At 70.3% G+C, this 25,947-nt stretch carries 29 protein-coding genes; 4 read left to right on the top strand and 25 right to left on the bottom strand.

Features of this window, described 5'->3' with window-relative positions:
• Positions 1–188 precede the first annotated feature (188 nt).
• Positions 189–1,157 (top strand): type I pantothenate kinase, encoded by a 969-nt coding sequence (coaA, locus tag CP969_RS23290; protein ID WP_039831520.1) that lies wholly within the window; start codon positions 189–191, stop codon positions 1,155–1,157.
• Positions 1,158–1,230: 73 nt separating this feature from the next.
• Positions 1,231–2,178 (top strand): DUF389 domain-containing protein, encoded by a 948-nt coding sequence (locus tag CP969_RS23285; protein ID WP_004984475.1) that lies wholly within the window; start codon positions 1,231–1,233, stop codon positions 2,176–2,178.
• Positions 2,179–2,578: 400 nt separating this feature from the next.
• Here CP969_RS23285 and glmM read toward each other — a convergent pair whose 3' ends face one another.
• The 4 genes from glmM to CP969_RS23265 form a co-directional block, all read right to left on the bottom strand.
• A complete protein-coding gene (glmM, locus tag CP969_RS23280) occupies positions 2,579–3,937 on the bottom strand; it encodes a phosphoglucosamine mutase (protein ID WP_004984478.1) in 1,359 nt (452 codons plus the stop codon).
• A gap of 289 nt (positions 3,938–4,226) precedes the next feature.
• Positions 4,227–4,739, bottom strand: a complete 513-nt coding sequence (rpsI, locus tag CP969_RS23275; protein WP_004984481.1) for a 30S ribosomal protein S9 — start codon at positions 4,737–4,739, stop codon at positions 4,227–4,229.
• A 39-nt stretch (positions 4,740–4,778) separates the two neighbouring features.
• Positions 4,779–5,222, bottom strand: a complete 444-nt coding sequence (gene rplM, locus CP969_RS23270; RefSeq protein ID WP_004984483.1) for a 50S ribosomal protein L13 — start codon at positions 5,220–5,222, stop codon at positions 4,779–4,781.
• Between the two features lie 233 nt (positions 5,223–5,455).
• Positions 5,456–6,652: a glycosyltransferase 87 family protein gene (locus CP969_RS23265; protein WP_051044408.1), complete on the bottom strand. Its 1,197-nt coding sequence runs from the start codon at positions 6,650–6,652 to the stop codon at positions 5,456–5,458.
• Between the two features lie 74 nt (positions 6,653–6,726).
• On the opposite strand from CP969_RS23265, the gene CP969_RS23260 reads away from it, so the two are divergent.
• Positions 6,727–7,614, top strand: a complete 888-nt coding sequence (locus tag CP969_RS23260; protein WP_004984489.1) for a hypothetical protein — start codon at positions 6,727–6,729, stop codon at positions 7,612–7,614.
• A 34-nt stretch (positions 7,615–7,648) separates the two neighbouring features.
• Here CP969_RS23260 and CP969_RS23255 read toward each other — a convergent pair whose 3' ends face one another.
• The 5 genes from CP969_RS23255 to CP969_RS23235 form a co-directional block, all read right to left on the bottom strand.
• Complete coding sequence (locus tag CP969_RS23255) at positions 7,649–8,728, bottom strand: C40 family peptidase (protein ID WP_004984491.1); 1,080 nt, start codon at positions 8,726–8,728, stop codon at positions 7,649–7,651.
• Between the two features lie 32 nt (positions 8,729–8,760).
• Positions 8,761–9,243: a poly-gamma-glutamate biosynthesis protein PgsC/CapC gene (locus CP969_RS23250; protein ID WP_004984495.1), complete on the bottom strand. Its 483-nt coding sequence runs from the start codon at positions 9,241–9,243 to the stop codon at positions 8,761–8,763.
• 51 nt (positions 9,244–9,294) lie between these two features.
• Positions 9,295–10,836 carry a poly-gamma-glutamate synthase PgsB gene (pgsB, locus tag CP969_RS23245; RefSeq protein ID WP_016825005.1) on the bottom strand — a complete coding sequence of 514 codons (1,542 nt, stop codon included), beginning with the start codon at positions 10,834–10,836 and terminating at the stop codon, positions 9,295–9,297.
• Positions 10,837–10,842: 6 nt separating this feature from the next.
• Positions 10,843–13,083 carry a HAMP domain-containing protein gene (locus tag CP969_RS23240; protein ID WP_016825006.1) on the bottom strand — a complete coding sequence of 747 codons (2,241 nt, stop codon included), beginning with the start codon at positions 13,081–13,083 and terminating at the stop codon, positions 10,843–10,845.
• Between the two features lie 203 nt (positions 13,084–13,286).
• Positions 13,287–14,462 carry a CapA family protein gene (locus CP969_RS23235; protein ID WP_016825007.1) on the bottom strand — a complete coding sequence of 392 codons (1,176 nt, stop codon included), beginning with the start codon at positions 14,460–14,462 and terminating at the stop codon, positions 13,287–13,289.
• A gap of 167 nt (positions 14,463–14,629) precedes the next feature.
• Here CP969_RS23235 and CP969_RS23230 point away from each other — a divergent pair, with 167 nt between their 5' ends.
• On the top strand, positions 14,630–15,472 hold the full coding sequence (locus CP969_RS23230; RefSeq protein WP_016825008.1) for a hypothetical protein: 843 nt from the start codon (positions 14,630–14,632) through the stop codon (positions 15,470–15,472).
• Between the two features lie 18 nt (positions 15,473–15,490).
• Here CP969_RS23230 and truA read toward each other — a convergent pair whose 3' ends face one another.
• From truA to rpsH, 16 genes are all read right to left on the bottom strand, one after another.
• Positions 15,491–16,345 (bottom strand): tRNA pseudouridine(38-40) synthase TruA, encoded by an 855-nt coding sequence (truA, locus tag CP969_RS23225; protein ID WP_016825009.1) that lies wholly within the window; start codon positions 16,343–16,345, stop codon positions 15,491–15,493.
• A gap of 77 nt (positions 16,346–16,422) precedes the next feature.
• Entirely contained in the window at positions 16,423–17,001 is a 579-nt protein-coding gene (gene rplQ, locus CP969_RS23220; RefSeq protein ID WP_026084951.1) for a 50S ribosomal protein L17, read from the bottom strand.
• 170 nt (positions 17,002–17,171) lie between these two features.
• A complete protein-coding gene (locus CP969_RS23215) occupies positions 17,172–18,194 on the bottom strand; it encodes a DNA-directed RNA polymerase subunit alpha (RefSeq protein WP_003966937.1) in 1,023 nt (340 codons plus the stop codon).
• Positions 18,195–18,444: 250 nt separating this feature from the next.
• Positions 18,445–18,849 carry a 30S ribosomal protein S11 gene (rpsK, locus tag CP969_RS23210; protein ID WP_003956432.1) on the bottom strand — a complete coding sequence of 135 codons (405 nt, stop codon included), beginning with the start codon at positions 18,847–18,849 and terminating at the stop codon, positions 18,445–18,447.
• Positions 18,850–18,914: 65 nt separating this feature from the next.
• Positions 18,915–19,295 (bottom strand): 30S ribosomal protein S13, encoded by a 381-nt coding sequence (gene rpsM / locus CP969_RS23205; RefSeq protein WP_004984507.1) that lies wholly within the window; start codon positions 19,293–19,295, stop codon positions 18,915–18,917.
• Positions 19,296–19,487: 192 nt separating this feature from the next.
• Positions 19,488–19,601, bottom strand: a complete 114-nt coding sequence (rpmJ, locus tag CP969_RS23200; RefSeq protein WP_004984509.1) for a 50S ribosomal protein L36 — start codon at positions 19,599–19,601, stop codon at positions 19,488–19,490.
• 60 nt (positions 19,602–19,661) lie between these two features.
• Positions 19,662–19,883 (bottom strand): translation initiation factor IF-1, encoded by a 222-nt coding sequence (gene infA, locus CP969_RS23195; protein ID WP_003948620.1) that lies wholly within the window; start codon positions 19,881–19,883, stop codon positions 19,662–19,664.
• Positions 19,884–20,101: 218 nt separating this feature from the next.
• Positions 20,102–20,938, bottom strand: coding sequence for a type I methionyl aminopeptidase (gene map, locus CP969_RS23190; RefSeq protein WP_016825011.1), 837 nt, complete (start codon positions 20,936–20,938; stop codon positions 20,102–20,104).
• 126 nt (positions 20,939–21,064) lie between these two features.
• Entirely contained in the window at positions 21,065–21,718 is a 654-nt protein-coding gene (locus CP969_RS23185; RefSeq protein ID WP_004984512.1) for an adenylate kinase, read from the bottom strand.
• A complete protein-coding gene (secY, locus tag CP969_RS23180) occupies positions 21,718–23,031 on the bottom strand; it encodes a preprotein translocase subunit SecY (protein WP_004984513.1) in 1,314 nt (437 codons plus the stop codon). Before secY ends, CP969_RS23185 begins: the two co-directional genes overlap by 1 nt.
• A 241-nt stretch (positions 23,032–23,272) precedes the next feature.
• Positions 23,273–23,728: a 50S ribosomal protein L15 gene (gene rplO, locus CP969_RS23175; protein WP_004984514.1), complete on the bottom strand. Its 456-nt coding sequence runs from the start codon at positions 23,726–23,728 to the stop codon at positions 23,273–23,275.
• Between the two features lie 2 nt (positions 23,729–23,730).
• Complete coding sequence (gene rpmD, locus CP969_RS23170; protein WP_004984515.1) at positions 23,731–23,913, bottom strand: 50S ribosomal protein L30; 183 nt, start codon at positions 23,911–23,913, stop codon at positions 23,731–23,733.
• A 2-nt stretch (positions 23,914–23,915) separates the two neighbouring features.
• Complete coding sequence (rpsE, locus tag CP969_RS23165) at positions 23,916–24,521, bottom strand: 30S ribosomal protein S5 (protein WP_004984517.1); 606 nt, start codon at positions 24,519–24,521, stop codon at positions 23,916–23,918.
• Between the two features lie 41 nt (positions 24,522–24,562).
• Positions 24,563–24,946, bottom strand: a complete 384-nt coding sequence (gene rplR, locus CP969_RS23160; RefSeq protein WP_004984518.1) for a 50S ribosomal protein L18 — start codon at positions 24,944–24,946, stop codon at positions 24,563–24,565.
• 3 nt (positions 24,947–24,949) lie between these two features.
• A complete protein-coding gene (gene rplF / locus CP969_RS23155) occupies positions 24,950–25,489 on the bottom strand; it encodes a 50S ribosomal protein L6 (RefSeq protein WP_004984519.1) in 540 nt (179 codons plus the stop codon).
• A 24-nt stretch (positions 25,490–25,513) separates the two neighbouring features.
• Positions 25,514–25,912, bottom strand: coding sequence for a 30S ribosomal protein S8 (gene rpsH, locus CP969_RS23150; protein WP_004984520.1), 399 nt, complete (start codon positions 25,910–25,912; stop codon positions 25,514–25,516).
• Positions 25,913–25,947: the final 35 nt, after the last annotated feature.

The raw sequence follows: 25,947 nt of genomic DNA, 5'->3' as shown, positions 1-25,947 counted from the left end.
CCGTACACAAGTGATCATCAGGTGATCAGCCGGTATACGACCGTGACGCCTGTGTGATCTCGCCCGGTGGCCGCGCCGGCCGGGCCCTTCGCGCACCCGGCCCCGCCGCGGGACGGGCGTGACCCACCCCACCCGCCATCCCGTTCGAACTCCGTTAACAATGGACTGTGATCTCACCGGTCTCCTCGATGTCCCAGAGCGCCCACCGGCAGCGGCCGGAGGCGACTCCCTACGTCGACCTCACCCGTGCCGAGTGGAGCGCGCTGCGCGACAAGACGCCGCAGCCGCTCACGGCCGACGAGGTGGAGCGGCTGCGCGGTCTCGGCGACGTCATCGACCTCGACGAGGTGCGGGACATCTACCTCCCGCTGTCGCGGCTGCTCAACCTCTACGTCGGCGCCACCGACGGGCTCCGGAGCGCGCTGAACACCTTCCTCGGCGAGCAGGGCTCCCAGTCCGGCACCCCCTTCGTCATAGGGGTCGCCGGCAGCGTCGCCGTCGGCAAGTCCACGGTCGCCCGGCTGCTCCGCGCCCTGCTGTCCCGCTGGCCGGAGCACCCGCGCGTGGAGCTGGTGACCACGGACGGCTTCCTGCTGCCCACCGAAGAGCTCCAGGCCCGCGGCCTGATGTCGCGGAAAGGTTTCCCCGAGTCGTACGACCGCCGCGCGCTCACCCGTTTCGTCGCCGACATCAAGGCCGGCAAGGACGAGGTCACCGCCCCCGTCTACTCCCACCTCATCTACGACATCGTCCCCGGCGAGAAGCTCACCGTGCGCCGGCCGGACATCCTGATCGTCGAGGGGCTCAACGTCCTCCAGCCCGCCCTGCCCGGCAAGGACGGCCGCACCCGCGTGGGACTCGCCGACTACTTCGACTTCAGCGTGTACGTCGACGCCCGCACCGAGGACATCGAGCGCTGGTACCTCAACCGCTTCAAGCGGCTGCGCGAGACCGCCTTCCAGGACCCGTCCTCGTACTTCCGCAGGTACACCCAGGTCTCCGAGGAGGAGGCCCTCGACTACGCCCGCACGATGTGGCGCACCATCAACCGGCCCAACCTGGTGGAGAACATCGCCCCCACCCGGGGCCGGGCCACCCTCGTCGTGCGCAAGGGCCCGGACCACAAGGTGCAGCGCCTCAGCCTGCGCAAGCTCTGAGCGCCGGTCCCCGCCCGGCCGCCTGCCGCGCCGCGGCCGCCGCCGCCCGGCCCCGCACGGCTACGCTGCCGCCATGCTGCACCTGCGCCTGATCACGCCGGCCGAGAAGACGGACGACGTGGTCCGGCTGATCGAGGGGACGATCGGCACCGCGCACCTGTGCGTGTTCCCGGGCGCCGCGCGCGATCCCGCCGGGGACGTCGTGCTGTGCGACGTGGCCCGGGAGGCGGGCGACGAACTCCTCGGTGAGCTGAAGGGGATCGGGCTGGACGCGTCCGGCTCCATCGCCGTGGAGAACGTCGACCTGTCGCTGTCCCGGCGGGCCGACGAGGCGGAGGCCCGGGCGCCGGGCGAGAGCGCGGACGCGGTGCTGTGGGAGCGCCTGATCGAGGCGACCCACGAGGAGTCGACGCTGTCCGTCACCTACCTGGCGTTCATCACACTGGCCACCATGATCGCGGCCTGCGGCGTGGTGCTGGACAACGCGGTCCTCATCGTGGGCGCGATGGCGGTGGGTCCGGAGTTCGGCCCGCTGGCCGGCGTCTCCACCGCGGTCGTGCGGCGACGGCCCCGCCTCGCGCTGCGTTCGGTGGTCGCCCTGCTCACCGGCTTCGCGGTGGCGATGGCGGTGACGGTGGGCTTCAGCTTCTTCATGGACGCGGTCGGGCTGTTCTCCGAGGGGCGGCTGGAGGCCGACCGCCCGCAGACCGGGTTCGTCTACGCCCCCGACTGGCTCTCCTTCGTGGTGGCGGTCCTGGCGGGCGCGGCCGGCACGCTCTCGCTGACCTCCGCCAAGTCCGGCGCCCTGGTCGGCGTCGCCATCTCGGTGACGACGATCCCGGCGGCCGCGAACGCCGCCGTGGCGCTGAGCTACGGGGACGCCGTCCAGACCTGGGGCTCCACCCGTCAGCTGCTGCTCAACCTGCTCGGCATCACCCTCGCGGGCACCCTCACGCTGCTGGCCCAGAAACACTTCTGGGCCGGACAGCACGAGCGTCTGCACGAACGCTCCGGGGGCTGAGCGGAGCCGGCGCCCGGCAGGCGCGGGTCCCTCCGGCCTGTCGCCGCTCGGGTCGCCGAGCCGGCGACGACGCCGTCCGGACCGGCGCGCCGTACGTCGGCACCGGCTCGGCGGCCTCCCCCGGTCGTGCTGACCGGGCAGGCGTCGAAGCCGACCGCCGAGCAGCGGACGGCCGTCGCCGCCGCGCACGCCGGGCACACGCAGGCACAGGCCGCCGTCGCGCAGTCCCTCGCCGCGCCGGGGCCGCCGCCCCACCGGCCCGCACGGTCGAGTCCGGCCGGGCCGCACGGTCGAGTCCGGCCGGCCCGGGCCGCCGAGGACAGGGCCCACCGGATTCCGCACGGCCCGTGCCCCCTGTCCACAGAGGTGCGGGCCCTTCGTCGTACAGAGCCCTCGGCGGTTATCCCAGCGCCGACTTCACCACGTCCGCCAGCCGCCCCGCCACCGTGCGGGCCTGGTCGAGGTCCGCGGCCTCCACCATCACCCGCACCAGCGGTTCCGTGCCCGAGGGGCGGAGCAGGACGCGTCCGGTCTCCCCCAGTTCCCGCTCGGCCTCGGTGACGGCCGTCGCGAGGTCGGCGGAGGTCTTCACCCGGGACTTGTCCACGTCCGGCACGTTGACGAGCACCTGCGGCAGCCGCTCCATCACCGACGCCAGCTCCCGCAGCGGACGCCCGGTCTCGGCGACCCGCGCCGCGAGCAGCAGGCCGGTCAGCGTGCCGTCGCCCGTCGTGGCGTGGTCGAGGACGATGACGTGGCCGGACTGCTCGCCGCCGAGGGCGTAGTCCTTCTGCTTCATCTCCTCCAGCACGTACCGGTCGCCGACCGCGGTCTGCACGAGCCGGATGCCCTCGCGCTCCATGGCGAGCTTGAAGCCCAGATTGGACATCACGGTCGCGACGACGGTGTCCGAGCGCAGCGCGGAACGCTCCCGCATGGCCAGCGCGAGCACGGCGAGGATCTGGTCCCCGTCGACCTCCTCGCCGGTGTGGTCCACGGCCAGGCACCGGTCGGCGTCGCCGTCGTGCGCGATGCCGAAGTCGGCCCCGTGCTCGACGACGGCGGCCTTCAGACGGTCCAGGTGGGTCGAGCCGCAGCCGTCGTTGATGTTGAGCCCGTCGGGTTCGGCGCCGATGGTGACGACCTCGGCCCCGGCCCGCGCGAACGCCTCCGGCGATACTTTGGCGGCGGCGCCGTGCGCCTCGTCGAGGACGATCCGCAGGCCGTCCAGCCGGTTCGGGAGGACGCCGACGAGGTGGGCGACGTACTGGTCGAGCCCCTCCTCGTGGTCCCGCACCCGGCCGACGCCGGCACCGGTCGGGCGGTCCCAGGGGGCACCGGTGCGGTGCTCCTCGTACACGGACTCGATCCGGTCCTCCAGCTCGTCGGCGAGCTTGTGGCCGCCGCGGGCGAAGAACTTGATGCCGTTGTCCGGCATGGCGTTGTGGCTGGCGGAGAGCATCACGCCGAGGTCGGCGCCGAGTGCTCCGGTGAGGTACGCCACCGCGGGCGTCGGCAGGACCCCGACCCGCAGGACGTCCACGCCCGCGCTCGCCAGGCCCGCGACCACGGCGGCCTCCAGGAACTCCCCGGACGCACGGGGATCACGCCCGACCACGGCGGTGGGCCGGTGCCCTTCGAACGTGCCCGCCTCGGCCAGTACGTGCGCGGCGGCGACGGACAGGCCGAGCGCCATCTCCGCCGTCAGGTCCGCGTTGGCGACACCGCGCACGCCGTCCGTGCCGAAGAGTCGTCCCACTTGTCCTCCTGAGGAAACGTCAGTGTCGAGAGCCGTGGCGAGACCGTGCCGAGGCGTCGGGCCCGTCCGCGCGGTCGACGGTTGTACCGCTGACGAAACGTGTGATGTGTTCGAGGGTCGCGACGCGGGAGCGGCTCCGCGTCTCCGCGCGGGAGAGCACGACCACCCGATCACATTAGCCTTCGAGCGCCTTGTGCCGTTATACGCCCAGGACCCTGAATAAACGAACGCCCCGGCGGCACAGTGGCGTGCCGCCGGGGCGTTCGGAGTACGCGCGAGCGCCCTGTGATCAGCGCTTGCTGTACTGCGGGGCCTTGCGGGCCTTCTTCAGACCGGCCTTCTTCCGCTCGACCGCGCGGTCGTCGCGGCGCAGGAAGCCGGCCTTCTTCAGCGGGCCGCGGTTGTTGTCGACGTCGGCCTCGTTCAGCGCACGGGCGACACCGAGACGGAGCGCACCGGCCTGACCGGAGACACCGCCACCCGCGATGCGGGCGATGACGTCGTAACGGTCCTCGAGCTCGAGCACCTTGAAGGGCTCGTTGACTTCCTGCTGGTGCACCTTGTTCGGGAAGTAGTCCTCGAGGGTGCGACCGTTGATCTTCCACTTGCCGGTGCCCGGGACGATCCGGACGCGGGCGATGGCGTTCTTGCGGCGGCCCAGGCCGGCGGCCGGCTGCGGCTCGCCGAAGCGGGAGGCCAGGGACTCCGAGGTGTACTCGCCCTCGACGGGGACCTCGGACTCGGTGGTGTAGCTGTCGATGTCAAGCTCTTCGAGCGGCTGCTCGGCAGTGGTCTCGGCCACGATTCTCCTCAGTTCTCTTCGCTTAGGGGGTGGCCGGACTTACTGCGCGACCTGGGTGATCTCGAACGGCACCGGCTGCTGGGCGGCGTGCGGGTGCTGGTCGCCCGAGTAGACCTTCAGCTTCGAGAGCATCTGACGGCCCAGGGTGTTCTTGGGGAGCATGCCCTTGACGGCCTTCTCGATGGCCTTCTCGGGGCTCTTCTCGAGCAGCTCGTCGTACCGGACGGAGCGGAGACCACCCGGGTAACCCGAGTGGCGGTACGCCATCTTCTGGGTCCGCTTGTTGCCGGAGAGGTGCACCTTGTCGGCGTTGATGATGATGACGAAGTCACCGGTGTCGACATGCGGGGCGTAGATGGGCTTGTGCTTGCCGCGCAGGATGGAGGCCGCAGTGGAGGCCAGACGACCCAGGACGACGTCCTGAGCGTCGATGACGTGCCACTGGCGCGTCACATCGCCGGGCTTGGGGCTGTACGTACGCACGGTTCGTAGCCTTCGCTTCTTCAGTGAATAGGTCCTGACAAGGTCACCGAAGACGATCACGACAGCCCTGACCGCACCGCGGTGACGCAAACCGCGTGCTGGTCGCTGGTCATCGGCCCGGTGGACCGGTGTAAGGGCCCCTCACGTGAGAATGAGCAAGCCAATACACATAACGAACAGGCAGGATACCCATGCTCGGCCGGACGGGTCAAAACGGGACCGCCGTCGGTGGGCTACGCCGACCCTAAAGCCGTACGCCGCTCCACGGACGCCTCACGCGGCCCGTCCGCCTCACCCGTCCCCCGTACGCAGTGGCGTCCGACCGTCACCGCCAGCGCGCACAGCGTGAACGCGTCCCGGAAGGCCCGGCGCCGCCCCGACTCCAGCCACGGCCAGGTCACCCCCGGCAGCTGCGGCACCAGGGCGAGCCAGAACCAGGGCCGCCGGGCCACCGCGCCGGCGTACGGCAGGCCGGCGAGCAGCAGCGGCAGGACGACCAGGAGGTAGTGGTTGTAGGAGGGCCGCGAGACGAGGAACGCCGAGAGCATCAGCCCCGCGGACGTCTCCGCCAGCCGCAGCGGCACCGGCCCGGGGCCGCACCAGCGCCGGTACGCGCACCCCACCCCCACCGCGGCCGCGAGCAGCGCCAGCGCCCCGGCCACCGCCCCGGGCACGCCCAGCCGGGGCAGCACCGCCGCCGGCGACGCCTCGTAGAGCCTCAGGAAGGCGTCGTCGCCGTGCAGCAGGAAGGGCAGGGTGCGGGTGAAGAAGCCCGTCGGGTCGGGCAGCAGCAGCCCCGCCGCGACCGAGGCCGCCGACGGCACCAGCAGCAGCACGGCCAGCGCCCGCCACCGGCGCGCGAACAGGAACAGCAGGACCATCGGCGCGAGCAGCGGCTTCAGCGCCACGGCCGCCCCGACGACCGCGCCCGCCGCGACCCACCGGCCGCGGCTCGCCAGCAGCAGGCACAGCGGCAGCGCGAGCGCGGCCGTCGCCGTCCAGTTGCCCAGCCGCACCAGCTGCCCGAACGGCGCGAAGCCGGCCGCGAGGCCCAGCAGCCCGAGGGCGGCGAGCCTGCTGTGCAGCGGTACGCGGTGCAGCCGCAGGGCGCAGACCCAGCCCAGTGCGAGGGCGGTGGTCACCGCCACCGGCACCAGCACGTCGAGCACGGACCGCGGCAGCAGCGCCTGCGGGGCGGCGGCCAGGACCGCGCTCGGCAGATAGAGGAAGTGCGGATCGTCATACGGCGAACCACCGGCCAGCCAGGTCCGCGCGGCGTCCACGACGATCGCGTTGTCCATGCCTCCGTCCGAGGTCACCCGCACCGTGTGCGCCGTCAGCGCCCCCAGCAGCAGGACGAGTGCCGCCCACAGATGTCTGCCCGCGGGTCGCACCAACCACCCGGAGATGTCGCCTTTGCCCGTAACCATGGCCGCAACGCTAGGGCCTGCGGGGCGCGTTGAGGCGGACCAGCACGCCCCGCGGCCCGTCTAAGATGCGCCCCATGAGTTTTGGGCAGGGGGGACCTCCGCAGCAGTGGGATCCCTGGAAACCGCATTCCCAGCAGCCCTGGAACGGCGGCGGTGGCGGCGCCGGCCAGTCCCCGGACTGGGCCGCGCTCGCCGAGGCCTCCGAGGCCCGCCACAAGCGGCGCCGGCTGCTGCTCATAGGCGGCGGCGCACTCGCCACCGTCGCGATAGGCACGGCCGTCGCGGTGGCCGTCGTCTCGGCGAACGGCGACGACCGGGCCGCGGGCGGCCCGTCCTCCCAGCTGCCCGGGACCGCCGACATCCCGAGCGCCACGGCCACGGCGCCCTCGTTCGCCCCGACGAGCGCGCCGCCCCCGCTGGACCCGAAGGAGTTCGTCGCCAGCGCGCAGAAGGACAAGGCGCCGCTGAGCCCGGACATCCTCTTCCCGGGCACGCAGCTGACCATGGGCGAGACGGTGTACCGGAAGGGCCCGACGGCCGACACCCGGGACTGCGCCTCGGCGGCGAAGGCCACGCTCCCCAAGGTCCTGAACGACAACGACTGCACCCGCCTGATCCGCGTCACCTACACCAAGGACGGCATGGCGGTGACGGTCGGCGTGGCCGTCTTCGACACCGAGGCCCAGGCGACCAGGGCCAAGCAGCAGGCCGACAACAAGAGCATCGTCAAGTCCCTGGCGGGCGGCGGTGTCAAGGAGTTCTGCGACGGCGCGGTCTGCCGCTCGACCACCAACGCCTACGGCCGCTACGCCTACTTCACCCTGGCCGGCTTCACCGACGGCAAGGACGTGACGGAGAAGGACACGGCCGTCTTCGCCACGGGCGACGACCTCCAGGAGTTCACGTTCCGTCAGATCCGCCGCAGGGGCGAGGCCCAGGCCTCGGCGGCGGCGAACCAGTAGCCGGCCGCCGCCGGGGAAGCGCGGCGCCGGCGCCTCACAGCCGCTTGGCGCTGCGCAGCGTCTTGGCGTAGTAGCCGTTGCCGTCCAGTCGGGAGACGCCGCCGATGTCGCCGATGGTGGGGCCGTTGACCTCCTCCCGGCTGGACACGAAGATCAGGTGCCCCTCGGTGTCGTAGCCGAGCACCATGCCCACGTGGTCCAGCCGCTCCTTGGTGCGCGCGTCGAGCTTGAAGAAGACCAGGTCGCCGGGCTGGAGCTGGTCGATGGCGGACGGCCGGTCGTCCGCCGACACCCCGGTCAGCGGGAGGATGTCGGCGCCCTCGTCGGAGCGGGCCATGCCGTTGGCGGTGCGGGGCAGGCCGTCGCCGGAGGCGTCCGAGGACATCAACGGGTAGCGGGCCCGGTAGCCGAGCACCATGCGGATGAAGCCCGAGCAGTCCAGGGAGTTGGCGCGCATGGCCTCCGGGGTCCCGGTCACGCCGTCCCGGAACGGGTACGGAACGCCGAGGTAGTCGTAGAAGTCGGACTGCTCCAGGCGCAGGTCGCCGCCCTCGGCGCCGGTGGTGTTCAGCGGGCCGAAGTGCGCGTCACCGGCGTAGACGGTGCCCTGTTCGTCCTTCTTCTGCGGAGCACCCGCCACGTACTGGAAGGCGATGGCGAACAGGTCGTCCTCCTTGCTGTCCCGGTACTCGGCGTACCACTCCTTGAACCACTTCTCCTTCTCGGCGCCCTTCTCCCAGGTCTCGGGCATGAGGCGGACCCAGTCCGTGGTGGAGACCTTGGAGGAGGTGGACGTCGGCTCCTCGAAGGTGCGGGCCGGACCGGTCAGCGTCGCGGTGCGCGCGCCGTCCGTGAAGACGGCCTGGATCTGGCCGTCGGCGCCGCGCAGCACCGAGCGCGCGGGGTTCTCCAGCCGGGACCAGGTCGCCTCGCCCTTGTCGCCGGAGCCGCCGCCGGAGCCTCGGCCGCCCTCCAGGACGCCGATGTCGCGGACCTCCGTGACACCGGGGACCTCCTGCTTGCGCAGCTCCACGGTGAGGTAGCCGGAGGTCCCGACGAGTGCCAGCACCGCGAGGCCCGAGACGACGGGCCGCGCCTTCTTCTTCCCTGCCATCGGTTACTCCTCGATTGTTCCGGTACGGCGGATCAGACGGTGGGCATGACGCCGAGCAGCAGGCCGGCGGCGACGACGATGTAGGCCATCAGCGAGACCGTGCCGGTGGCCAGCAGGGTGGCGCCCTTGGGCTGGCGCACCAGCTGGTAGGCGATCAGACCGGGCACGATGAACCCGAGGGTCTGGTTGCCGTACAGCAGCGGGAACTCCAGCGAGAGCACGATCATCACCGTGGACTGGAGCAGCACGCCCAGCAGCACCACCGCGGCGAACAGCCGCTTGCCGTAGAGGATCACCAGCCGCTGCATGAGCTTGGTGCCCGCGTAGGTCAGGGCGGTGACGCCGACCATCATGGCCGCGCGCTGGAGGTCCTCGATGAGGGTCAGGGCGATCCAGCCGGGCGTGATCATGCCGCCGGGCGACAGGTTGGTGGTGAGGTAGCACAGCAGCGAGAAGAACAGGCCTATGGCGATGCCCAGGGCGGCCATCTCGGGGGTCAGGGCGGCGGTGGTCAACGGGGTCTCCGGGCAGGTGGGCGGGGGTGGGCGAGGCGGTCGGCCCGCGGGTCAGTGGCGGGCGGGCGGTCCGCCGCCCTCGGTGGTCGGGTACCGGTGCCCGCCGTGGGGGCCGTACGGGTCGTCGTACGACTCGTCGCCGTTCGGCCAGGCCTGCCGGGCGGCCTGCCGGCCGGGGGCGTACTGCTGCTCGTACTGCTGCTCGTACTGCTGCCGCTCGTGCTGCTGCCCGTACTGCTGCTGGTACGGCCCCGCAGGCTGGGCAGGGAGGCGGACGACCGGGATCTCCTGGGTCCGGGAGGCCTGGTAGCGCTCCTCGTACGCCGTCGGGTACGAGGCGAACGGGTCCAGGCGCGGCGGCTGGGCCGCCGGGGCGGCGGCCGGCGTCGGGGCCGCGGGGGCGGCGTCGCTGTCGTCCGCCGGGAGCTCGGCCAGGTACTCCAGGAGCTCCTCGCCCTGGCCGTGGATGTTGCCGATGGCGACCAGCGAGGAGCCGTCGGCCATGCGGCCGAGCAGGGTCGGCATGAACTCGTCGGCGGCGCGGCGGTCCCCGCCCAGGTCGACCGCCCGGTCCCGCCACTGCGCGGGGATGGCGTCGATGGCGCTCTTGGCGGGGTGGCCGATGACGAAGACGTTGTCCGGCTGGAGGTCGGGGATGATCTCGCCCATCTGCCCGTTGCGCTCGACGCGGTCCGGGCGGCAGTTGATCACGACGTTCAGCGGGCGGCGGATGGCGCCGAGGTCGAGCAGCTGGTTGATGTTCATCAGCGTCGACTCGGGGTCGTTGGCCGCGAAGACGTTGGCGAAGGCGAGCCGCTTGCCGTCGGGGGCCACGTAGCGCTCCACGGAGAGCACACCCGGGTCCGGCGGGGCGTCGTACATGCCCTGGAGGGCGACCTCGCGCTCCACGCCGAGCAGCTCGGCGACGACCAGGGCGATCGCCACGTTCTCCTTGAAGGTGAACCAGCTGAAGCCGCGCAGCTCCTCGTCGGTGACCATCTCGGGGTCCGCGTAGACCAGCTTGCAGTTACGGGCGTCCGCCTCCTCCTGGAGGATGTGGAAGCGCTCCTTCTCGGCGGTGACGCAGATGCCGCCCTCGGGCATCGAGCGGCACAGCGAGCGGGCCACGTCGTCGAGGGTGGGGCCCATCTCGGCGAGGTGGTCCTCGCGGACGTTGCACAGCACGCCGATCGTGGAGCGGATCAGCTTGCTCTGGTTGACCTCCTGCAGGGCCGGCATGACCGCCATGCACTCGATGACGAGGGCGTCGGGGCGGTAGGTGGCGGCCCGGCGGACGATGCCGATCTGCTCGACGACGTTGGCGATGCCGAACTTGCGGTAGACCGGCTCCTCGGTGGCGTCCGGGTGGATGAAGCGCGCCGCCGTACCGGTCGTCTTGGCCACGGTGACCAGGTCACCGCCGCGCAGCGCCCCGGCGCACAGCCGGGTGATGGAGGACTTGCCGCGGATGCCGTTGACCAGTACCCGGGAGGGGATGGAGTGCAGGGCGGCGTAGTGCCGGCGCTGCTCCACGATGCCCGCGACGAGCAGGAACGCGCTGCCGGCCAGCAGGACGAAGTAGAGGTAGAGCACGGCGGGTCACCTTCCTCCGGCGCCGAGCCGGGGCTCGGCGGCCCGGCGGGCCTGGTTCTGACGGCGGGCCTGCAACTGCTGGCGGATCAGTTCGAGGCTGCGCACGATCGCACCCACCTCGTCCTGGTAGCGGGGGTAGTGCACGGTCTTCAGGTCGCCGTCGGCCAGCTTCTCGGCGCCGGCGGCCAGCGCCCGCAGCGGCCGGGCGACCACCAGGTACACCCAGCCCAGGCAGACGACGATCGCGGCGAGACCGAGCAGGCCGGCGAGCACGCTGCGGTCCTCGCGCTCGTAGGGGGTGATCTGGAAGTGCTCGGCGTCCTGCCAGCTGACGACGGTCCAGCCGATGTCGGAGGCGACGCCGCCGCCGGAGAAGGGGGCCGCGGCGGCGACGGTGACGCCGCCGTCGCGCAGCAGCAGGCCGTTCTCGACCGGCCCGGCGCCGACCGGCACGTTGCCCGCGCGCACCAGGTCGGGCAGGGCGTTGTTCGGCAGGTCCTCGAAGGCGAGGAAGCCGCCGCTGGCGGCGAGCGTCTCGGCGTCGGCGTTCACCACCCGGACCTCGCCGAGGCCGGGCCGCTTCAGCAGCGAGTTCAGGAACTCCACGCGCACCTCGCCGACGAGCGTGGTGCCCTTGTGCTCGGGCACCGGCGCGGCGGCCTGGATCACGGGCTTCTTCTCACCCTTGCCGGACACGCGGATCAGGGGCAGGTCCTTGCCGTCGCTCCAGTCGTGCGGGTCGCCGCCGGCCCGGGCGACGACCTCGCCGGTGTGGTCCACGACGTACAGCGCCTGGTAGCGGGTGTGCTCGCGCAGGGCGTCCTTCAGCCGGGCGGCGGTGGCGTCGGGGTCGCCGACGTCGATCAGGCGGGAGGTGGAGACCAGGTCGGCCTGGGCCTCGTTCAGCGCCCGGCGGACCCGGTCGGCGACCAGGTCGGTGCGGTCGCGCTGGTCGTTGACCATGGTGGCGGGCACGCTGACCGAGCCGTCGGTGCGGTTCAGCAGCAGGCCGACGGGCACGCACCACAGCAGGAGCAGGACGGCGGTCACCGCGAGCGGCACCCGCAGACCCAGCCGGACCTTGCCGCCGGGCGCGCCGTCGGTCCCGCCCGGGCCGCCGAGCTGCCCGCGCAGGCGTTCCAGGGCCGTGCCGACCCGGGCGGCCTCACCCCAGCGGGGCACGGAGACGGGACGGGTCAGGTCGCCCCGGGCCAGCCGGCGGGACTCCAGGAACAGCCGCAGCAGCGGGCGCTGGACGCTCATCCACAGCACGGCGGCCGCCAGCAGGCCGAGCACCACCAGGGCGCCGGCCGCGATCAGCCCGAACAGCTCCCGGTCCGGTCCCACGCCGCCCTGCTGCTGGACCACGGGCAGCATGGCCACGACCGTGAGCCCGAGACCGGCCGCGACGCTCTTCTTCTCCTCCGGGTCGGAGGAGGCGAGGGAGGCGTACCCGGCGGTGGCGACACGGCCGTTGTAGTCGTCGCCGAGCAGGGTGCCGCTGACGCCGGGGTAGCCGCGGGAGCCGGGCTCCTTGGCGCTGACGGGGTGCTCGGCGGTGTGCTCGGCCGCCTGCTCGGCCATCCGGGACATCTGCTTCTGCAGGAAGGTCAGTTCCTTGCGCTCCTGGTCGGAGTTGAGCGCTTCGTTCTGTTCGAAGCCCGCCGTGGCGAGGACCTCTCCGTCCTGGGCCACGACCGCCATGGTGCGGAACGGGCCCAGGTTGATCGCGGGCACGGACAGGCTGTTGGAAGCGATCAGCAGTTGCTGCGGCCGGTCCTCGAAGTCGAGGACGGCCATCGTCATCAGCCGGACGTCACCGGTCTCCAGCCGGACCATGCGTGGGGCCAGCGCATGCTTCCCGGTGAGGACCTCCTTGTCCAGCCAGGCGAGAGGAATCCTTTCTCCCCGGGCGGCGAGCACATCCCCGCTCTTGAGGTCCAGGATCGTGGTGCCGGTCCACTTCTGGTAGGTCCTGCCCAGGTCGGACAGCACCTGCTCGGGCTCGGCCGGCTTGCCCGCGTTCAGCGCGGCGACGGTGCGACGCAGGTCCGTGATCCGCTCGTCGATCGAGGCGCGCAGCGCGATGGCGCCGTCCTCGGCGAAGTGCTTCTGCGAGGACAGCACCGCCTTCGGCACGACCGGCTCGCCGCTGGGGCCGAGCACCTTGGCGGTGAGCCCGGCCAGGGCGAGGATCAGCACGCACAGCACCGCGATCGGGGGTCGGATGCCGCCCAGGAGCGGCATGTCCGCCCGTCTGCGGCTGCGCCGCCGCCCCTGCGCGGGAGGCGGGACGTGGCTCGTTGTCACGGGGTTCATCCTTGGTCGCTACGGAGGTGTCCAGCGCCTGCCGGACACACCGCTGCCGCGGCCGTGCGACGCCGTCACTCAAAGGACTGGTAAATGCTGCCAAGGTTGTACTCCTGGCAGAGAATGTGCTTTAGGTCTCGTCACTCATCCAACGAGAGCTGCTTCAGGCCGTCGCCGCCGGGCGTCCCCCGGTTGTAGAGGAAGCCGCGCGTGCGGTCCTCCGCGAGGCGGTAGCGGGCGAGCCGCTCCTCGGACAGGTCGCCCGGCTCGTCGATCACCTGCTGCACGTCCACGAGCCGGTGGTCCACGACCGCCCCGTCCGGGACCTTCTCCCCGGTCTCCACCTCGGGCGGGATGTCCACCAGGGTGGTGCGGTAGCGGGCGGTGACGTCCCAGCCCTCGGCCGTCTCCCGGAACTCGAACCAGCCGATGGCCCCCTCCTCGGTGGTCCCCTTGGGCGAGGAGTGCCGGGCGATCTGGTTGCCGAGGCTGTAGGCGATCCAGGTGCCGTTCACCTTCTGGATCGGCTGCACCACGTGGGCGTGGTGGCCGATCACGAGGTCGACACCGGTCTCCTCGGTGAGCCGCTGCGCCAGCTGCAACTGCGGCACGCTCGGCTCGTTGTAGTGCTCCAGCCCCCAGTGGACCGAGAGGATGACCACCTCGGCGCCCTTGTCCCGGGCCCGGGTCTCGGCCTTCTTGATCTCGTCGGTGCTGAGCCGGTTGAACGCCCACTTCTGCTTCTCGGGCGTCGGGTTGAGGAAGGACTCCCAGGAGTAGGCGAGATGTGCGACCTTGACGCCGTTGACCTCGCGGATGTTGATCCGCTCCGCCTCCTCGGCCGAGCGCGAGGACCCGGTGTGCCCGAGCTCCAGCTCGTCCATGGCGTCCAGGGTGCGCCGGACGCCCTTCATCCCGTGGTCGTACGTGTGGTTCGAGGCCGTCGAGCAGGTGTCGTACCCCACGTCCTTCAGGGCCGTCAGGACCTGCGGCGGGACCAGGAACTCCGGATACCCCTCGAAGGGACCCTCGGGCTCCCCGACCGGTGTCTCCATGTGACAGATCGCCAGGTCGGCCTTGCTGATGACCGGCTTCACCCCGGCAAACATGGGCCCGAAGTCGAGCCCGGCCTCCCCCTCGCCGGTCTCCTCGGCGTCCTTGGCCGCCTGCTCGACCAGCTCCGGGTGGATGAGCACGTCACCCGCGGCCGCCACGGTGAACGAACGGCCACCCGGCTTCGCCTGCGGCTCCTCGCTCCCGGAGGCACACGAGGCGGTCAGCCCGGCCGCCACCAGAATGGAGACCACCCGACCCATGCGGAGAGGTTTACGAAATGTCACCGGGTCATACTCACACGGAGCACACACGCCACAGAGGTGCAGCCATTACAAGACAGTCACGTTTTCCTCGCATGTTGACGCTGATCGGTTTGTTCGGACTGATCGTGCCGCTCTCCGCATGCCAATCGGAATCGGATCCTCCGTTGGAGCGCAGCGATCCGGCGGCCCGGGAGCTGGTGGACCTGGACAGCCGCATCCTGTCGTACACGGCGGAGTTCCGGCCCGAGGGCCCCTACACGCCCCCCGACGACGAGGAGCGCGACCGGCTGGCCCGGGGCGTCGGGCACCTGCTGGACGGAGACGCGCGGGCGGCGGAGCGGTCCCTCGCCCCGATCGGCCTCGGCGTCACCCGGCTCACCGACACGTCCTCCGGTCGCCGCTACGACGAGATCGCGGCCACCGGCGACGGTGCGAGCGCCCACTGGGGCAGGCTCTACCTGAACGCCGACTCCAGGATCCGCTGGAACGTGCAGGTCCCCCACCCCGTCTCCGACCGGAACACCGAGGAGCTCGGCGTGCGCCTGCTGGAGGACACCCCGGGCGGCGCGCTCGTGCTGGCCGGCGCCCACCGCCGGGCCGGCCGCACGGATGCCGCCGACGTCGCCCACCGCGAGGACAGCGCGTTCCACGTCACCGTCCTGGAACTGCACAAGCGCGGCGTGCCCGGCGTCCAGCTGCACGGATTCGCCGAGTCCACCGAGGAGCGCTACGACGCCGTGCTGTCCACCGGCGCCGCGCAGAGCGCTCCCGGCGAGGTGGCCGCCCTGGCCGACCGCCTGGAGGCGGACGGCCTGCGGGTCTGCCGGGGCTGGTCCGCCCGCTGCCGGCTGGAAGGCACGACCAACGTCCAGGGCAAGGCCGCACAGCGCCGGCACGCGACCTTCGTCCACGTCGAGCTCACGTCGGACGCCCGGGGCGACGGACCCGACGCGGACGAGGCGGCCCGGGGCCTGTCGGGCCTGCTCACCACCTGGGCGGAGGACTGACGGGCACGACGGCCCGGCTCAGCAGCACCTCGCCGCGGGCAGCGACCGCCTGTTGCGGGCCTCCTTGCTGCGGGCCGCCAGCAGTTCGTCCGCCGGGTAGCCGACCTCCTCCAGGGTCAGCCCGTGCGGGCGCACGACGTGCACGGCCGAGTCCCGCACCCCCGCCGCCAGCACCTTCCCCGGCCAGTCGGGCGGGCGGTGGCCGTCGCCGACGAACAGCAGCGCGCCGATCAGCGAGCGCACCATGTTGTGGCAGAAGGCGTCGGCCCGGACGGTCGCCGTGACGATCCCGTCCTCGTCGCGCACCAGGCTCAGCTCCTGGAGCGTGCGGATCGTGGTCGCGCCCTCCCGCCGCTTGCAGTACGCGGCGAAGTCGTGCTCCCCCAGCAGCCCCCGCGCGGCCTCGTTCATCGCGTCGACGTCGAGCGGCCAGTCGTGCCACAGCACGTGCCCGCGCAGCAGCGGGTCCACCCCGCCCGGGTTGTCGGTGACGCGGTAGGCGTAGCGCCGCCAGACCGCCGAGAACCGGGCGTCGAAACCGGCCGGCGCCTCCCGCAGGGCCCACACCCGCACGTCCTTCGGCAGCCGCCCGGCGAGCCGCTTCAGCAGCTTCCCCTTGTGCTCCGCCCACACCCCGGCGGGCAGGTCCACGTGGGCCACCTGGCCCCGCGCGTGCACCCCGGCGTCGGTGCGGCCGGCCACGGTCAGCTCGTACGTCGTCCCGGACCGCGTCACGGTCCGCAGGGCGTCCTCGACCTCCTCCTGCACGGTCCGCCTGCCCCCGGCCTGCTTGGCCCAGCCGTGGAAGCCGGCGCCGTCGTAGGACAGGTCGAGGCGGACACGTACGGACCCTGGTTGTACTTCGTCACTCACGTACGGATCCTCTCAGGTACGCGAAAGCGGGCCCGCCCCGCGAAGGGCGGACCCGCTCGGCGCGAGGCAGTGGTGCCTCAGGCGTCCTTGGCGTCCTCGGCCGGGGCCTCGGCGGCCTCGTCCTTGGTCAGGTCGGCCTTGGCGTCCTCGGCCGGGGCCTCGGCGGCCTCGTCCTTGGTCAGGTCGGCCTTGGCGTCCTCGGCCGGGGCCTCGGCGGCCTCGTCCTTCTTGAGGGCGTCCTCCTTGACCGCGCGCTTGGTCGCGGCCTCGGCCTCGCCGACCGCCGTCTGCTGCACCGTCAGCGCCTCGACCAGCTCGATGACGGCCATGGGCGCGTTGTCGCCACGGCGGTTACCGATCTTGGTGATGCGGGTGTAGCCGCCCGGACGGTTCTCGTACCGCGGGCCGATCTCGGTGAAGAGCGTGTGGACGATGCCCTTGTCCGTGATGACCTGGAGCACCTGACGGCGGTTGTGAAGGTCGCCCTTCTTCGCCTTGGTGATCAGACGCTCGGCGTACGGGCGCAGCTTGCGCGCCTTCGCCTCGGTGGTGGTGATGCGGCCGTGCTCGAAGAGCGACTTCGCGAGGTTCGCGAGCATCAGCTTCTCGTGCGCGGCGCTGCCGCCCATACGGGCACCCTTGGTGGGCTTCGGCATGGTTCTTCTCCTGTGTGTCTGCCCCGGCCGTATCAGGTACCGGAGTCAGTATCCGAGCAGACGGTTGTCTGTCGGAGATCCGGGAGCCACCCCGTGGGGGAGCTCCCGGAAGGGGAGCGGGCGCGCACGGCGCGCCCGCTTCCTAGGATCCGATCGTCGGTCCCGAGCTGTCAGTACTGCTCGGTCTCGACGAACCCGGCGTCCGCGTCGTCGTCGGCGCCGAAGGCGTCCGCGGCGGCCGTCGGGTCGAAACCGGGCGGGCTGTCTTTGAGGGCGAGGCCCATGCCGGCCAGCTTCGCCTTGACCTCGTCGATCGACTTCGCACCGAAGTTGCGGATGTCGAGGAGGTCGGCCTCGGAGCGGGCGACGAGCTCACCCACGGAGTGGATGCCCTCGCGCTTGAGGCAGTTGTACGACCGAACGGTGAGCTCCAGCTCCTCGATCGGCAGCGCCAGGTCGGCGGCGAGGGCGGCGTCCGTCGGGGACGGGCCCATGTCGATGCCCTCGGCGTCGATGTTGAGCTCGCGGGCCAGACCGAACAGCTCGACCAGCGTCTTGCCGGCCGACGCCATGGCGTCGCGCGGACGCATGGCCTGCTTGGTCTCGACGTCGACGATCAGCTTGTCGAAGTCGGTGCGCTGCTCGACACGGGTCGCCTCGACCTTGTAGGTGACCTTGAGAACCGGCGAGTAGATCGAGTCGACCGGGATCCGGCCGATCTCCTGACCCACCTGCTTGTTCTGCACGGCGGAGACGTAGCCGCGACCGCGCTCCACGGTCAGCTCCATCTCCAGCTTGCCCTTGCCGTTGAGCGTGGCGAGGACGAGGTCGGGGTTGTGCACCTCGACACCGGCCGGCGGCGCGATGTCGGCGGCGGTGACCAGACCCGGGCCCTGCTTGCGCAGGTACATCACGACCGGCTCGTCGTGCTCCGAGGAGACGACCAGCTGCTTGATGTTGAGGATCAGGTCGGTGACGTCCTCCTTGACGCCCGGCACGGTGGTGAACTCGTGCAGGACGCCGTCGATGCGGATGCTGGTGACGGCGGCACCGGGGATCGACGACAGGAGGGTGCGGCGGAGGGAGTTGCCGAGGGTGTAGCCGAAGCCCGGCTCCAGCGGCTCGATCACGAACCGGGAGCGGAATTCGTCGACGACCTCTTCGGTCAACGAGGGACGCTGAGCGATCAGCATGTGTGGATCAGATCCTTCAGTCGTGGACGCCCGCTATATGACGCCCGACGGGAACCGCACCCGGTGACCGGTGCGGGTACTGCAAGGGTACGGGCGGTACGACCCGCAGGGGAACGTACCGCCCGAGGACCCGTGTCCGTGAGACGTGCGTCGGACGCGACGGCGCTTCGGCGGACGGCAGCCGTGCTGCGACGGTGCGGGGGGCGACCCCCGCACCCCGGCAGGAGGCCGACCGGCCCGGCCGGAACGATCAGACGCGACGGCGCTTCGGCGGACGGCAGCCGTTGTGCGGGGTCGGGGTGACGTCCTGGATGGAGCCGACCTCGAGGCCCGTGGCCTGCAGGGAGCGGATCGCGGTCTCACGACCGGAACCCGGGCCCTTGACGAACACGTCGACCTTGCGCATGCCGTGCTCCTGGGCGCGGCGGGCGGCCGACTCGGCGGCCATCTGCGCGGCGAACGGCGTGGACTTCCTGGAGCCCTTGAAGCCGACGTGGCCGGCGGAGGCCCAGGAGATCACGTTGCCGGACGGGTCCGTGATCGAGACGATCGTGTTGTTGAACGTGCTCTTGATGTGGGCGTGGCCGTGAGCGACGTTCTTCTTTTCCTTGCGGCGCACCTTCTTGGCAGCGCCCTGACGTCCCTTGGGGGGCATCTCTTAACTCCTACGGGAGGTGGTCGGTCCTACAGCGAAGACCGTGGACTGAGGTCCGCTGCGGACTACTTCTTGCCCGGCTTCTTCTTGCCGGCGATGGCGCGACGCGGGCCCTTGCGGGTACGCGCGTTGGTGCTGGTGCGCTGGCCGCGGACGGGCAGACCACGACGGTGACGCAGACCCTGGTAGGTGCCGATCTCGACCTTGCGGCGGATGTCGGCCTGGATCTCGCGACGGAGGTCACCCTCGGTCTTGATGTTGTTGTCGACGTACTCGCGGATCGCGACGAGCTGCTCCTCGGAGAGGTCGCGAACGCGGGTGTTCGGGTCGACGCCGGTGGCGGCCAGCGTCTGCTGCGAAAGGGTCCGGCCGATGCCGAACACGTAGGTGAGGGCGATCTCCACGCGCTTTTCGCGCGGGATGTCAACACCGGAAACGCGTGCCATTCAATGGCTCCAGTTTGATTCTCGGAGGTCTTCCACAGGACCGGATCCCAGCCGCCGTACCAGGTACGAACTGGGTCCCCGGCCTCCGAACCGGGGGTGTCGAGCCGTGCGGCTCGGGCCCTGCGTATGAACGTGTGTTGCTCGCGTCGCGCGAAGTTCTGCGGAAGTCGCAGAGGGTCGATCGTGCTGCGGTCAGCCCTGGCGCTGCTTGTGGCGCGGGTTCTCGCAAATGATCATGACCCGGCCGTGACGGCGGATCACCCTGCACTTGTCGCAGATCTTCTTGACGCTCGGCTTGACCTTCATGGGATGTGAGGTTCTCCGGGTCAGTGCCACCACCCCGGCGAGCCGGGGCGCGGGCAAGATCTACTTGTAGCGGTAAACGATCCGGCCACGCGTCAGGTCGTACGGAGACAGCTCCACCACGACCCGGTCGTCAGGGAGGATGCGGATGTAGTGCATGCGCATCTTGCCGCTGATGTGTGCCAGGACCTGGTGGCCGTTCTGGAGCTCGACCTTGAACATGGCGTTCGGCAGAGACTCGACGACAGTGCCCTCGATCTCGATGGCACCTTGCTTCTTGGCCACGCTTCGCCCTTCGAATCGACTACCTTGATCGACTCCGGCGTGCACCGTATCGAGGGTTTCGATGTGCATGCGGACATGCGGGTGCACAAGAGCCGACGAGTCAGTCTACGTCAGCACACCCGGAAAAACGAATCGCAGAAGTCTGCCCAGGGGACGACATCTTTAACCGAGCGGGTTCCCGGCACCGGTCCCGGCCGGCGGCCGGGGCGGGGCCGTCGTCAGGCGAGCGGGTCGGGAGCGGCCGTGATGCCGTGCTCCGCCAGCTTCGCCCGGCCGCCGTCGGGGGCGGTCAGGACCAGGGGGCCCTGCTCGGTGAGGGCGACCGAGTGCTCCCAGTGGGAGGACCAGGTGCCGTCGGTGGTGACGACCGTCCAGTCGTCCTCGAGCACCCGGGTCTTCGGGGTGCCCAGGGAGACCATCGGCTCGATGGCGAGGCAGAAGCCCGGGACCAGCTTGGGGCCCTTGCCGCGGCGGCGGTCGACGTAGTTCAGCAGGTGCGGGTCCATGTGCATCTCGGTGCCGATGCCGTGGCCGCCGTAGTCCTCGATGATCCCGTACCGGCCGCCGCCCGGCTTCGGCTGGCGGCGGATGTACGTCTCGATGGCGCGGGAGACGTCGACGAGCCGGTTGCCCTGCTTCATGGCCGCGATGCCGGCCCACATCGACTCCTCGGTCACCCGGGACAGCTCGATCAGCTCCGGGGAGTGACCGGACCCCACGAAGGCGGTGTAGGCCGCGTCGCCGTGCCAGCCGTCGATGATCGCGCCGCAGTCGATGGAGATGACGTCCCCGTCCTTGAGGACGACGTCGTCGGAGGGGATGCCGTGGACGACGACCTCGTTCACCGAGGTGCAGATCGTCGCGGGGAAACCGCCGTAGCCGAGGAAGTTCGGCTTGGCGTTGTGCTCGGCGAGCACCTTGCGGGCGACCTGGTCCAGGTCCTTCGTCGTGGCCCCGGGCACGGCGGCCTCCCGGGTGGCCGCGTGGATGGCGGCGACGACCAGCCCCGCCTCACGCATCTTGGCGATCTGCTCGGGGGTCTTGATCTGCACCATGGGGACGACGGCCTTTCTGGACCGGGGAAGAACGGACACCACCAACGATACGGGGGCCGGCTCCCGCCTCCCCCGGCGCACGCGACGGCCGCGGCCCCCGCAGGGAACCGCGGCCGGGCGGACGCGCTACTTGTCGCGCTTGAGCGCTTCCAGCGCGCGCCCGGTGACCTCTTCGACCCGCCCCGTCGCCGTGATCGTCACCACGAGGCCCTGGGCCTTGTAGTAGTCGATGATCGGCTCGGTCTGCGTGTGGTAGACCTCCAGGCGCTTGCGGACGGTCTCCTCGGAGTCGTCGTCGCGCTGGTACAGCTCGCCGCCGCAGACGTCGCAGACGCCCTCTTTGGCCGGCGGGCTGTACGTCAGGTGGAAGACGTGGCTGGAGTCTTTGCGGCAGATGCGCCGACCGGCGATCCGCTTGACCACCTCGTCCTCGGGGGCCTCCAGGTCGAGGACCGCGTCCAGCTCGATGCCCTCGGTCTCGAGCAGCTCGTCCAGCGCCTGGGCCTGGGAGACGTTGCGCGGGAAGCCGTCCAGCAGGAAGCCGCCCTCGGCGTCGGGCTGCTCCATGCGGTCCTTGGCCATGGCGATGGTGACCTCGTCCGGCACGAGGTTGCCCGCGTCCATGTAGGACTTCGCGAGCTTCCCTAGTTCGGTCTGCCGGCTGATGTTGGCGCGGAACAGATCGCCCGTGGAGATGTGCGGGATGCGTAGCTTCTCGGCAAGGCGGGTGGCCTGTGTCCCTTTCCCAGCACCCGGCGGCCCGACGAGGACGATTCGCATCAGCGGAGGAACCCTTCGTAATTGCGCTGCTGGAGCTGGCTCTCGATCTGCTTCACGGTCTCGAGACCGACACCCACGATGATCAGGATGCTGGTCCCGCCGAACGGGAAGTTCTGGTTCGCCCCGAAACCAGCCAACGCCATTGTCGGCACGAGAGAGATCAGACCCAGATACAGCGAGCCCGGCCAGGTGATCCGGTTGAGTACGTAGCTGAGGTACTCAGCGGTCGGTCGGCCAGCCCGGATGCCCGGGATGAAGCCACCATACTTCTTCATGTTGTCCGCGACTTCCTCGGGGTTGAACGTGATGGCCACGTAGAAGAACGCGAAGAACACGATCAGCAGGAAGTACAGGATGATGTGCGGCGTGGCGCCCGTGTCCGCCAGGTTCTTCGTGATCCAGGTCGCCCAGCCCGCGTTGGAGTTGGAGAACTGGACGATCAGGGCGGGGATGTAGAGCAGCGACGAGGCGAAGATGACGGGGATCACGCCCGCCTGGTTCACCTTGAGCGGGATGTAGGTGGACGTGCCGCCGTAGGAGCGGCGGCCGATCATGCGCTTGGCGTACTGCACCGGGATCCGGCGCTGGGCCTGCTCGACGAAGACGACCAGGGCGACCATGACGAACCCGACGAGCATGACGGTGCCGAACTCGATCCAGCCGTCCGCCAGGCTGCCCTGCTCCTTGATGGCCCACAGGGCGGAGGGGAAGGTCGCGGCGATCGAGATGAACATCAGGATCGACATGCCGTTGCCGATGCCGCGGTCGGTGATGAGCTCGCCGAGCCACATCACGACGGCCGTGCCGGCGGTCATGGTGATGACCATGGTGACGGTCACGAAGATCGACTGGTCCGGGACGATCTGGCTGGCGACCGGGCAGCCCTGGAAGAGGGCGCCGCTGCGGGCGGTGGCCACCAGGCCGGTGCCCTGGAGGACGGCGAGCGCGACCGTCAGGTAACGGGTGTACTGCGTGATCTTCGCCGTGCCGGCCTGCCCCTCCTTCTTCAGGGCTTCCAGACGCGGGATCACCACGGTCAGCAGTTGCAGGATGATGCTCGCCGTGATGTACGGCATGATGCCCAGCGCGAAGATCGTGATCTGGAGCAGCGCGCCGCCGCTGAACATGTTGACGAGACCGAACAGGCCCTGGTTCGCCTCGGCGTTGTCGATGCACGCCTGGACGTTCCGGTAGTCGACACCCGGAATCGGAATGTTCGTACCGATCCGGTACACGACGATGATGCCGAGCGTGAAGAGCAGCTTCTTGCGCAGGTCGGGCGTCTTGAACGCCCGGGCGAACGCGGTGAGCACGGTGCCTCCTGCGACCCCCGCGCCAGTGCGTCAAGGGTGACGGTCTGAGATTCCGATAAAGGACGAATACGTAACGGTCAACTGCCGCCCCGAGTGCCCGCACGGGACTCCCGGGAGAAATGGGCAGCGCAGGTCACCTTACCGGCGAGACTGCCGCCCTAGGAACGACCAACCGGGGATGCCCCATTTTGTGGGGCACCCCCGGTCGGGTTCGCTCAAGTCATCAAGACGCCTGAAGGGTTCAGACGAGCTCGGTGACGGTACCGCCGGCGGCGGTGATCTTCTCCTTGGCGGAGCCGGAGACGGCGTCGACCGTCACCTGCAGCGCCACGGAGATCTCGCCCTGGCCGAGGACCTTGACGAGGCTGTTCTTGCGCACGGCACCCTTGGCCACGAGGCCCTCGACCGTGACCTCGCCACCCTCGGGGTAGAGCGCGGCCAGCTTGTCGAGGTTCACGACCTGGTACTCGGTCTTGAACGGGTTCTTGAAGCCCTTCAGCTTCGGGAGACGCATGTGGAGCGGCATCTGGCCCCCCTCGAAGCTCTCCGGAACCTGGTAACGGGCCTTGGTGCCCTTCGTACCACGACCGGCCGTCTTACCCTTGGACGCCTCACCACGACCGACACGGGTCTTGGCGGTCTTGGCGCCCGGGGCGGGACGGAGGTTGTGGATCTTGAGCGGGTTCTGCTCCGCCATGATCAGTCGACCTCCTCGACCGTCACGAGGTGGCGGACGGTGTGCACCATGCCGCGGAACTCGGGACGGTCCTCCTTGACGACCACGTCGTTGACCTTCTTCAGGCCAAGCGAACGCAGGGTGTCACGGTGGTTCTGCTTGCTGCCGATGTAGGACTTGACCTGCGTGATCTTGAGCTGCGCCATGATCACACACCCGCCCCGGCACGCGCACGCAGCAGGGCCGCGGGGGCGACGTCCTCGAGCGGCAGACCGCGGCGGGCCGCGATCTCCTCGGGACGCTGCAGGCCCTTCAGGGCCTCCACGGTCGCGTGCACGATGTTGATGGCGTTGTCGGAGCCGAGCGACTTCGACAGCACGTCGTGGATACCGGCGCACTCGAGCACGGCACGCACCGGACCACCGGCGATCACACCGGTACCGGGCGACGCGGGCTTGAGCAGCACGACGCCGGCAGCCTTCTCACCCTGGATCGGGTGCGGGATGGTGCCCTGGATCCGGGGGACCTTGAAGAAGTGCTTCTTGGCCTCCTCAACGCCCTTGGCGATGGCGGCCGGCACCTCCTTGGCCTTGCCGTACCCGACACCCACGGTGCCGTCACCGTCGCCCACCACGACCAGCGCGGTGAAGCTGAAGCGACGACCACCCTTCACAACCTTGGCGACACGGTTGATCGCGACGACGCGCTCAACGTATGCGGTCTTCTCGGCGGCAGCTGCGCCGCCGTCACGGCCCTTCCGGTCCCGCCGCTCGCCGCCACCGGCACCGCCACCGCGGCGCTGGGGTCCAGCCATTGGAATTACCTCTCTCTGTTTCCGCTAGCTACGGAACCGGCTCAGAACTTCAGTCCGGCTTCGCGGGCGGCGTCCGCCAGGGCGGCGATGCGCCCGGCGTACTGGTTGCCACCACGGTCGAACACGACGGCCTCGACACCGGCGGCCTTGGCGCGCTCGGCGACCAGGGCACCGACCTGCTTGGCCTGCGCGGACTTGTCGCCCTCGCCACCGCGGATCGACGCGTCCAGGGTGGACGCCGACGCCAGGGTGTGGCCCTTCAGGTCGTCGATCACCTGCGCCACGATGTGGCGGTTGGAACGAGTCACGACCAGGCGAGGACGCTCGGCGGTGCCGGCGACCTTCTTGCGGATCCGGATGTGGCGACGCTTGATAGCGGCACGCTTGTAGGCGTCGCCCTTGAGGATCTTCTGCCCGTATGCCATGGCTTACTTACCCGCCTTTCCGACCTTGCGGCGGATGACTTCGCCCTCGTACTTGACGCCCTTGGCCTTGTACGGGTCGGGCTTGCGCAGCTTGCGGATGTTGGCCGCAACCTCGCCGACCTTCTGCTTGTCGATGCCCTCGACCGAGAAACGGGTCGGGGTCTCCACCTTGAAGGTGATGCCCTCGGGGGCCTCGACCGTGATCGGGTGGCTGTAGCCGAGGGAGAACTCCAGGTTCGAACCCTTGGCGACAACGCGGTAACCGACACCGCTGATCTCGAGCTTCTTCACGTAACCCTGGGTCACGCCGGTGATCATGTTCGCCACCAGCGTGCGGGACAGGCCGTGCAGGGCCTTGTTCTGACGCTCGTCGTTGGGGCGGGTGACGTTCAGCACGCCGTCCTCACCCTTGGCGATCTCGATCGGCGCCACGACGGTGTGGGTCAGCGAGCCCTTGGGACCCTTGACCGAGACCGTACGGCCGTCGATGGTGACGTCCACGCCGGCGGGAACCGCGATGGGGAGCTTGCCGATGCGCGACATAGCTGTTTCCTCCGTTCCCTTCCGCTACCAGACGTAGGCGAGGACTTCCCCACCCACGCCCTTCTTGCCGGCCTGCTTGTCGGTGAGGAGCCCGTGCGACGTGGAGATGATCGCCACGCCGAGGCCGCCGAGCACCTTCGGCAGGTTGGTGGACTTCGCGTACACCCGGAGACCGGGCTTGGAGATCCGCTTGATGCCCGCGATGGAGCGCTCACGGTTGGGGCCGAACTTCAGCTCCAGGACGAGGTTCTTGCCGACCTCGGCGTCCTCGACCTTCCAGCCCGTGATGAAGCCCTCCTGCTGGAGGATCTCCGCGATGTGCGACTTGATCTTCGAGTGCGGCATCGCCACGGAGTCGTGGTACGCCGAGTTCGCGTTCCGCAGACGCGTAAGCATGTCTGCGATCGGATCAGTCATGGTCATGAATTGGCCTTCGGCCTCTCTCGCCGGGGTTTCCT

This window comes from Streptomyces viridosporus T7A, from assembly GCF_008704515.1.
Classification (GTDB): Bacteria; Actinomycetota; Actinomycetes; order Streptomycetales; family Streptomycetaceae; genus Streptomyces; species Streptomyces viridosporus.
The sequence above is the reverse complement of the archived record's forward strand: the minus strand, read 5'-3'. Positions and strand labels throughout refer to the sequence as shown.

Coding starts and splice junctions, on each gene's coding strand:
- coaA (WP_039831520.1), top strand. CDS start 189: ATGTCCCAGAGCGCCCACCGGCAGCGGCCGGAGGCGACTCCCTACGTC.
- CP969_RS23285 (WP_004984475.1), top strand. CDS start 1,231: ATGCTGCACCTGCGCCTGATCACGCCGGCCGAGAAGACGGACGACGTG.
- CP969_RS23265 (WP_051044408.1), bottom strand. CDS start 6,652: ATGGTTACGGGCAAAGGCGACATCTCCGGGTGGTTGGTGCGACCCGCG.
- CP969_RS23260 (WP_004984489.1), top strand. CDS start 6,727: ATGAGTTTTGGGCAGGGGGGACCTCCGCAGCAGTGGGATCCCTGGAAA.
- CP969_RS23255 (WP_004984491.1), bottom strand. CDS start 8,728: ATGGCAGGGAAGAAGAAGGCGCGGCCCGTCGTCTCGGGCCTCGCGGTG.
- CP969_RS23240 (WP_016825006.1), bottom strand. CDS start 13,083: ATGCCGCTCCTGGGCGGCATCCGACCCCCGATCGCGGTGCTGTGCGTG.
- CP969_RS23235 (WP_016825007.1), bottom strand. CDS start 14,462: ATGGGTCGGGTGGTCTCCATTCTGGTGGCGGCCGGGCTGACCGCCTCG.
- rplQ (WP_026084951.1), bottom strand. CDS start 17,001: ATGCCGAAGCCCACCAAGGGTGCCCGTATGGGCGGCAGCGCCGCGCAC.
- CP969_RS23215 (WP_003966937.1), bottom strand. CDS start 18,194: ATGCTGATCGCTCAGCGTCCCTCGTTGACCGAAGAGGTCGTCGACGAA.
- rpsK (WP_003956432.1), bottom strand. CDS start 18,849: ATGCCCCCCAAGGGACGTCAGGGCGCTGCCAAGAAGGTGCGCCGCAAG.
- rpsM (WP_004984507.1), bottom strand. CDS start 19,295: ATGGCACGCGTTTCCGGTGTTGACATCCCGCGCGAAAAGCGCGTGGAG.
- rpmJ (WP_004984509.1), bottom strand. CDS start 19,601: ATGAAGGTCAAGCCGAGCGTCAAGAAGATCTGCGACAAGTGCAGGGTG.
- map (WP_016825011.1), bottom strand. CDS start 20,938: ATGGTGCAGATCAAGACCCCCGAGCAGATCGCCAAGATGCGTGAGGCG.
- CP969_RS23185 (WP_004984512.1), bottom strand. CDS start 21,718: ATGCGAATCGTCCTCGTCGGGCCGCCGGGTGCTGGGAAAGGGACACAG.
- rplO (WP_004984514.1), bottom strand. CDS start 23,728: ATGGCGGAGCAGAACCCGCTCAAGATCCACAACCTCCGTCCCGCCCCG.
- rpmD (WP_004984515.1), bottom strand. CDS start 23,913: ATGGCGCAGCTCAAGATCACGCAGGTCAAGTCCTACATCGGCAGCAAG.
- rpsE (WP_004984517.1), bottom strand. CDS start 24,521: ATGGCTGGACCCCAGCGCCGCGGTGGCGGTGCCGGTGGCGGCGAGCGG.
- rplR (WP_004984518.1), bottom strand. CDS start 24,946: ATGGCATACGGGCAGAAGATCCTCAAGGGCGACGCCTACAAGCGTGCC.
- rplF (WP_004984519.1), bottom strand. CDS start 25,489: ATGTCGCGCATCGGCAAGCTCCCCATCGCGGTTCCCGCCGGCGTGGAC.
- rpsH (WP_004984520.1), bottom strand. CDS start 25,912: ATGACCATGACTGATCCGATCGCAGACATGCTTACGCGTCTGCGGAAC.